This is a genomic window from Mycobacterium sp. (assembly GCF_036488105.1).
In the GTDB taxonomy this organism is placed as follows: Bacteria; Actinomycetota; Actinomycetes; order Mycobacteriales; family Mycobacteriaceae; genus Mycobacterium.
Genome location: NZ_DASXHW010000194.1, coordinates 1 through 7163 on the forward strand (window position 1 = coordinate 1; position 7163 = coordinate 7163).

The following is a 7163-nucleotide window of genomic DNA, read 5'->3' on the forward strand; positions in this document are numbered from 1 at the left end:
ACCCTCGTTCGGCTCGATCGTCGCGAACGGGTAGTTGGCGGCGACCACGTTGTTTCTGGTCAGCGCGTTAAACAGGGTCGATTTGCCGACATTCGGCAAACCCACAATCCCAAGGCTCAGGCTCACAGGGACTCAAGTGTAAGAGAGCCAGACTGCGGCCTTTGACGCGCTGTCGCGCGCGTGCGGCACGCCCACGCATTACTAACGAGGTCGTTACGCGTCTTTCGGCGTCAAACCGGTACGGTCGACATGTGTCAGAACAGCAGGACCGGTCGGCGGTGGCCACACATCACCGCTCGATAATCCCCGGAATTCCTGGTGTGCCGTGGTGGGCCGCAGTGGTAGTCGCCGTGACCGGAGTCGCTGTCGGCCTCGCTTTCGACGCCGGGTCCGGCAAGGAGCTGACCATCGTTTTCTCCGCCCTGTATGTGGCGGGATGCGTAGCTGCGTTGCTGGCCGTTCGCCAGTCCGGAATTTTCACCGCGATCATCCAGCCACCGCTGATCTTGTTCTGCGCGGTGCCCGGCGCCTACTTCCTGTTCCACGGCGCCAAATTCACCGGCATCAAAGACCTGCTGATCAACTGTGGCTACCCCTTGATCGAGCGTTTCCCGCTGATGCTGTTCACCTCGTTGGGCGTCCTGGTGCTCGGCTTGATCCGGTGGTACCTGGGCAGGTCCCACGCGGCTGCGGCGGAAGCCACCGATCCCGCCGACCCTGCCGGCGAGGACGGACCGCTCGGACTGGTCGCGCGGCTGACGGCGATGTTCAACCGCGAGCCCGCCGACGAGACCGTCGACGGGGCGGCCAGGACGCGGTCGCGCCGAACCCACGCCGTCGAGCGTTCCGCGCGATCGATCACGTCCGACGCACGTCGAACCGGTAAGCGTCCGGCGTCGACGCGGACCCGGCGGGAACGGCCATCACTGGACGCTCGGGCCCCGCTGGAAGATGGGGCGGACCCGGCCCGCGAGCGCGCCCGGCGTCGACGCCCGACGCGCGAATTCGATGCTCCCGAACCGCCCCGACGCAGCAGGTTGCCGCGTGACCCGGACCTGCGTGGCCGCCCGCCGCGGGACGTCCGGCGTGAACCGCACACTCGCAGAGATCGCCCCGCCAGCCGCTTCGACCCGTACGAACCCATGGAGCCCTTCGACGCCGCTCCTCCGCCCCCGCAGCGGCGCAGGCCCGCACCGAACGGGACCACCGCGACCCATCACCCGATCTCACAGGTCAGGTATCGGAAGGCAGCCGGAGCCGACGAGCCGCTCGACGAGCGCCCGCGCCGGCCACGCCGGCCCGCGGGCGATTCCCGGGACTAACCGCCGCGCGCCGGCCTGATCTCCCGGGGCAGCGCGAACACCAGCGTCTCATTGGCTGTCGTCACCGGCTGGACCACGTCATAGCCGTACTCGGCCAACCGCTCCAGCACGCCGCGGACCAGCACCTCCGGCACTGACGCGCCAGACGTGACTCCGACGGTGGTGACGCCCTCCAGCCAGGCGGGATCGATGTCGTCGGCGTAGTCGACCAGATGCGCGGCCGACGACCCGGCGCCCAACGCGACCTCGACCAAGCGCACCGAGTTCGACGAGTTGCGCGACCCGACGACGATCACCAGCTCGCACTCCGGCGCCATCGCCTTGACCGCCACCTGCCGATTCTGGGTCGCATAGCAGATGTCATCGCTGGGCGGGTCCTGCAGTTGCGGGAAGCGGACCCGCAGCCGTTGCACGGTCTCCATCGTCTCGTCGACGGACAGCGTGGTCTGCGACAACCAGATCACCTTGTTCTCGTCGCGAACGGTCACACCGTCGACCGCACTCGGACCGTCGACCAGCTGCACGTGGTCTGGGGCTTCACCGGCAGTGCCGACGACCTCCTCGTGGCCCTCGTGGCCGATCAGCAGGATGTCGTAGTCGTCGCGGGCGAATCGCTTGGCCTCGTTGTGCACCTTGGTGACCAGCGGACAGGTGGCGTCGATGACCTGCAGCTGCCGCTCGGCGGCCGTCGTGTGCACGGTCGGGGCCACGCCGTGGGCGGAGAACACCACGATGGCGCCTTCGGGCACCTCGTCGGTCTCTTCGACGAACACCGCACCGGCTTTGGCCAGCGTTTCCACCACGTGGCGGTTGTGCACGATCTCATGCCGGACGTAGACGGGTGCGCCGTGCTTTTCCAGCGCACGTTCGACGGTCTCGACCGCACGATCGACGCCGGCGCAGTACCCACGGGGCTCGGCCAGCAGGACACGCTTGCCGGTCACCGGCTCCGTAACCGAGGCGGTGGCACCCGGGATCCCCATGTTCACGGTCGGTGGCATGTCCACCAGGGTACTTTCTGCCGACACTGGCCCGCGAACTCGCGCGCTCAGCTTGGAGTTGTCCGCCGGTTAAGGCAGTCTTGACCGCATGGCTACTGCACCGTATGGGGTCCGGCTGCTGGTGGGCGCTGCGACGATGGCCGTCGAAGAGACGATCAGGCTGCCGAAAACCATCCTGATGTATCCGATGACGCTGGCCAGCACGGCCGCGCACGTCGTGATGCGGTTCCAGCAGAACGTCGCCGAGCTGGTGATCAAAGGCGATGCCACCTTGGAGCACATCTTCCCGCCCAAGGACGAGCAGCCGGAGTGGGCGACATTCGACGAGGACCTGCCCGACGATGACGATGACGACGCGTCCGCGCCCGACCTTGAGCGCCGCAGCGAGGGACGGTTCGCGTTGTACACCTCCCCCGATGGGGCCACGGCCCCGCCTGATTCCCCGGCAAGGTCAGCCGCAAAGCCGCCGACGCAGACGGTGTCTGCCCCCGAGGTGGTCGAGGAGCTGGACTACGAACAGCTGACCCTGGCCCAGCTGCGGGCCCGGCTGCAATCACTCGATGTCGACGAGCTCGAAGCCCTGCTGGCCTACGAGGAGGCCACCAAAGGGCGCGCGCCGTTCCAGACGCTGCTGGCTAACAGGATCACGCGCGCGACGGCGAAGTGACCGCCAACCCTGTCAGCAATGCCAATACGCCGGCCGGCTCGGCGAATTCGGCCGAGAACCCATTTCCGGTTCGCGCGGTCGCCATCCGAATCGCAAGCTGGATCGACAAATTGGGCGCGGTCTGGGTCGAAGGCCAGCTGACCCAGATCAACATCCGGCCGGGCGCCAAGACAGTGTTCATGGTGCTGCGCGATCCGGCCGCCGACATGTCGCTGACCGTGACCGCGCCGCGCAACCTGGTTGACAACGCGCCGGTCAAGCTCGCCGAAGGCGTGCAGGTGGTGGTCTGCGGCAAGCCGAACTTCTTCACCGGCCGAGGAACACTCACGTTGCGGCTCAGCGAAATACGCGCAGTGGGCATCGGTGAACTGTTGGCCCGCATCGAGCGATTGCGCCAGCTGCTGGCCGCCGAAGGCCTCTTCGATCCACGCCTCAAGCGGCCAATCCCGTTCCTGCCCAGCATGATCGGGCTGATCACCGGCCGGGCCGGCGCGGCCGAACATGACGTGACGACGGTGGCCGCCGCACGCTGGCCCGGGGTGCGGTTCGCCGTCCGCAACACCGCCGTCCAGGGCCCGACCGCGGTCTCCCAGATCGTTACGGCGTTGCGGGAGTTGGACTCCGACCCAGACATCGATGTCATCGTGGTGGCCCGCGGCGGCGGCAGCGTGGAGGACTTGCTGCCGTTCTCCGACGAGACGTTGTGTCGGGCGATCGCCGCATGCCGCACGCCGGTAGTCAGCGCGGTCGGCCACGAGCCCGATAATCCGTTGTGCGATCTGGTCGCTGACCTGCGGGCGGCCACCCCGACCGACGCCGCCAAGAAGATCGTCCCGGATACCGCGGCCGAGCAGCACCTGCTCGATGACCTGCGCCGGCGCGGCGCCCAGGCGCTGCGCAACTGGGTGGGCCGCGAGGAGCGGGCGCTGGCGCAGTTGCGCAGCCGGCCAGTGCTGGCCGCGCCGCTGGCCGCACTCGCGACGCGCGCCGACGAGATTCACCGCGCCCGATCCGCGGTTCGCCGCGACATCACCCGACTGATCGACGTGCAAGCCGAACGTGTCGCGCACCTGTCGGCCCGGCTGGCGACGCTGGGTCCGGCGGCCACCCTGGCCCGCGGCTACGCCGTGGTGCAGACGGTTGGTGCCGCGGGTTCTGCTGCGGTGTTGCGATCCGTTGACGACGCCCCGACGGGAACCGCGCTGCGGGTACGGGTCGGCGACGGCGCGATCGCGGCGACGAGTGAGGGGCCAGCCGATGGCGAGTGACGGGGCTACACCTATTAGTCAGCTGGGGTATGAAAAATGCCGCGACGAGCTGATCGAGGTGGTCCGGCTTCTGGAGCAGGGTGGACTCGACCTGGATGCATCGCTGCAGCTATGGGAAAGAGGCGAGCAGCTGGCTAAACGATGCGAGGAGCACTTAGCTGGTGCGCGTAAGCGGGTGACCGACGTGTTGGCCGCCGGCGAGCCCGACGATCCTTGACATCGCAACGATTTCTCGGACCTTTATTCGAAACTGGAACACGTTTCAGTTATCCTCAGCGGCATGGCTTACTCTTCTGGGATCTCTGGAACCGCGCCGACCGCACCGCTGGGCCGAGTGCTCGTCACCGGCGGCTCCGGTTTCGTCGGCGCCAACCTGGTAACCACCCTGCTCGATAAGGGTTACCAAGTGCGGTCCTTCGACCGGTCGCCCTCACCACTGCCCGCCCAGCCGGGCCTGGAAGTGCTCCAAGGCGATGTCTGCGACCGCGACACCGTCGCGGGCGCCGTCTCCGGGATCGACACCGTCTTCCACACCGCGGCGCTCATCGAGCTGATGGGTGGCGCGTCGGTCACCGAGGAGTACCGGCAGCGCAGCTTCGCCGTCAACGTCGAGGGAACCAAGAATCTGGTGCATGCCGCACAGGCCGCCGGGGTGAAACGGTTCGTCTACACCTCGTCGAACAGCGTGGTGATGGGCGGCAAACGCATCTCCGGCGGAGACGAGACGTTGCCCTACACCGACCGTTTCAACGACCTCTACACCGAGACCAAAGTGGTAGCCGAGCGATTCGTGCTGTCCCAGAACGGAATAGACGGACTTCTGACGTGTGCGATCCGGCCGAGTGGAATCTGGGGCCGCGGCGATCAGACGATGTTTCGCAAGGTGTTCGAAAGCGTGCTGGCCGGCCACGTCAAGGTGCTGGTCGGCCGCAAGGCCGCCCGCCTGGATAACTCCTACGTGCACAACCTGATTCACGGCTTCATCCTGGCCGCACAACACCTCGCCCCCGGTGGTACCGCGCCCGGGCAGGCGTACTTCATCAACGATGCCGAACCGGTGAACATGTTCGAGTTCACCCGCCCGGTGATCGCGGCATGTGGAGAGCGCCTGCCGCGGCTGCGGATCTCCGGCGCCGCGGTACGCGCGGCGATGCTTTGTTGGCAGCGGCTGCATTTCCGGTTCGGGTTCCCACAGCCCCCGCTGGAGCCGCTGGCCGTCGAGCGGCTGTACCTGGACAACTACTTCTCGGTCGACAAGGCCACCCGCGATCTCGGCTACCGGCCGCTGTTCACCACCGAGCAGGCGATGACCGAGTGCCTGCCCTACTACACCGAGTTGTTCGCCCAGATGAAAGCGGCCGCCAGTCCCGCACCGGTGGCCGTTGTCGCGCCCGCTGTAGCCGAATAGACGGCATATTCCGCGTCCCGTGTAGCGTATTGCGCCATGCGCGCCGGCGACGATGCACTGGGAAGCGATGCGAAGGAGCGGCGCCGATGACCGCCGAAACTGTGCTGGTTACAGGGGCATTCGGGCTAGTCGGCTCGGAGACCGTGCGACAGCTGATGGTCGACGGTCATCACGTCATCGCCACCGATCTTGATGTGCCGGCCAATCGCAAGGCGGCCGACCGGATACCGTCCACGCAGGTGCGGTGGGCCGACCTCACCGATCCGAATGCGGTCGGCGAACTGCTGCGCGAAGTGTCGCCGTCGGCGATCATTCACCTGGCGGCGATCATTCCGCCGGCCTGCTACGCCCGGCCGGCGCTGGCCCGTCGGGTCAACGTCGACGCGACGGGATACCTCGTCGACGCCGCTGTTGCACTGCCGGCACCGCCACGGTTCATCCAGACCTCCAGCGTCGCCGCCTACGGCGCCCGCAACCCGCATCGCATCAGCGACGTGCTCACCGCCGACACCCCGCTGCGGCCCTCCGACATCTACGGCGCCCACAAGGTGGAGGCCGAGAAGCTGGTGCGCGCATCGGGGCTGGACTGGGTGGTGCTGCGACTGGGCGGCGTGCTCTCCGCCGAGCCCCGCTTCGATCTCGACCTGGACACCATCTACTTCGAGGCGTCGCTGCCCATCGACGGCCGGATCCAGACCGTCGACGTGCGCGATGTCGCACACGCCTTCATCGCCGCGACGACCGCGCCGGTGATCGGCGAGACGCTGTTGATCGGCGGCGACGAGTCGCACCGGCTGGTCCAGGGCGACCTCGCCCCGTCGATGGCGGCCGCGATGGGTTTGGTCGGCGGAATACCCACCGGCCGCAAGGGCGACCCGAACATCGACGAGGACTGGTTCGGTACCGACTGGATGGACACTACGCGATCCGCGGAAGCCCTGAATTTCCAGCGGTTTTCGTGGCCACAGCTGCTGGCCGAGACGGCCGAGCGAATGGGCTGGCGCCGCTACCCGGCGCGGCTCGGCGCCCCGCTGACCCGTGCGCTGCTCCAACGCCGCTCGCCGTATTTCCGCTACCCCGGCCGCTACGCCGACCCGTGGGGCGTTATCGAGGCGAAATGGAATGACCCACGACCCGACGGGCGCAACGTATGACTCATCGCACCGCTGACGTCGTCGGCGGCGCCTCCGGCATCGGCACGCTCGGGCTGATCACCGAACTGCCCGCGGTGGTGTTCCTGTGCAAGTCGCCGTGGCTGACCGGTGCGGTGCTCGACCTCAACGGCGGTGCGCACATGATGCGCTACCCCGACCTGATGGGCCACGTGAGGAAGCTGGCCGCACAGTGAGCTCAAGGACTGCAAGGGCTTTCACCGGCAAGCAGGCCATCGTCACCGGTGCCGGCTCGGGCATCGGCGCCGCGCTGTGCCGTGCATTGGTCACCGCCGGCGCCGATGTGGTCTGCACCGACGTCGACGGCGCCGCGGCGGCCCGCACC

Annotated in this window: 9 protein-coding genes and 1 pseudogene; 8 read left to right on the top strand and 2 right to left on the bottom strand. The window is 67.7% G+C overall.

The window, feature by feature from the left end; all coding sequences use genetic code 11:
- Window positions 1-126, bottom strand: a 126-nt coding sequence (locus tag VGH54_RS10580) for a GTPase (protein ID WP_331511935.1), incomplete at its 3' end; no start/stop codon positions are given.
- Window positions 127-251: 125 nt separating this feature from the next.
- Between VGH54_RS10580 and VGH54_RS10585 the strand changes: the two genes are divergently transcribed.
- The gene (locus VGH54_RS10585; RefSeq protein WP_331511925.1) at window positions 252-1322 is read left to right on the top strand and encodes a DUF6542 domain-containing protein; all 1071 of its coding nucleotides are present in this window, start codon (window positions 252-254) and stop codon (window positions 1320-1322) included.
- Here the strand turns inward: VGH54_RS10585 and VGH54_RS10590 are convergent.
- Entirely contained in the window at window positions 1319-2323 is a 1005-nt protein-coding gene (locus VGH54_RS10590) for a 4-hydroxy-3-methylbut-2-enyl diphosphate reductase (RefSeq protein ID WP_331511928.1), read from the bottom strand. The two genes, VGH54_RS10585 and VGH54_RS10590, sit on opposite strands and share 4 nt — an antisense overlap.
- Window positions 2324-2411: 88 nt before the next feature.
- On the opposite strand from VGH54_RS10590, the gene VGH54_RS10595 reads away from it, so the two are divergent.
- The 7 genes and pseudogenes from VGH54_RS10595 to VGH54_RS10625 all read left to right on the top strand — a co-directional run.
- Window positions 2412-2990: a lipid droplet-associated protein gene (locus tag VGH54_RS10595; RefSeq protein ID WP_331511929.1), complete on the top strand. Its 579-nt coding sequence runs from the start codon at window positions 2412-2414 to the stop codon at window positions 2988-2990.
- On the top strand, window positions 2987-4258 hold the full coding sequence (xseA, locus tag VGH54_RS10600) for an exodeoxyribonuclease VII large subunit (protein ID WP_331511930.1): 1272 nt from the start codon (window positions 2987-2989) through the stop codon (window positions 4256-4258). Before VGH54_RS10595 ends, xseA begins: the two co-directional genes overlap by 4 nt.
- The gene (locus VGH54_RS10605; RefSeq protein ID WP_331511932.1) at window positions 4248-4475 is read left to right on the top strand and encodes an exodeoxyribonuclease VII small subunit; all 228 of its coding nucleotides are present in this window, start codon (window positions 4248-4250) and stop codon (window positions 4473-4475) included. The genes xseA and VGH54_RS10605 overlap by 11 nt, the downstream gene beginning before the upstream one ends.
- A gap of 63 nt (window positions 4476-4538) precedes the next feature.
- A complete protein-coding gene (locus VGH54_RS10610) occupies window positions 4539-5666 on the top strand; it encodes a 3-beta-hydroxysteroid dehydrogenase (RefSeq protein ID WP_331511933.1) in 1128 nt (375 codons plus the stop codon).
- 86 nt (window positions 5667-5752) lie between these two features.
- A complete protein-coding gene (locus VGH54_RS10615) occupies window positions 5753-6820 on the top strand; it encodes an NAD(P)-dependent oxidoreductase (RefSeq protein ID WP_331511934.1) in 1068 nt (355 codons plus the stop codon).
- 71 nt (window positions 6821-6891) lie between these two features.
- Window positions 6892-7014 (top strand): annotated as a pseudogene (locus VGH54_RS10620) (short-chain dehydrogenase); the annotation flags it as partial.
- Window positions 7011-7163 (top strand): SDR family NAD(P)-dependent oxidoreductase (locus tag VGH54_RS10625; RefSeq protein WP_331511936.1); only part of this gene is annotated, 153 nt, incomplete at its 3' end. The pseudogene VGH54_RS10620 and the gene VGH54_RS10625, both read left to right, overlap by 4 nt.

Bases quoted from the DNA above. Each gene is read 5' to 3' on its own strand.
- VGH54_RS10590 (WP_331511928.1), bottom strand. From the start codon at position 2,323: ATGCCACCGACCGTGAACATGGGGATCCCGGGTGCCACCGCCTCGGTT.
- VGH54_RS10595 (WP_331511929.1), top strand. From the start codon at position 2,412: ATGGCTACTGCACCGTATGGGGTCCGGCTGCTGGTGGGCGCTGCGACG.
- VGH54_RS10605 (WP_331511932.1), top strand. From the start codon at position 4,248: ATGGCGAGTGACGGGGCTACACCTATTAGTCAGCTGGGGTATGAAAAA.
- VGH54_RS10610 (WP_331511933.1), top strand. From the start codon at position 4,539: ATGGCTTACTCTTCTGGGATCTCTGGAACCGCGCCGACCGCACCGCTG.
- VGH54_RS10615 (WP_331511934.1), top strand. From the start codon at position 5,753: ATGACCGCCGAAACTGTGCTGGTTACAGGGGCATTCGGGCTAGTCGGC.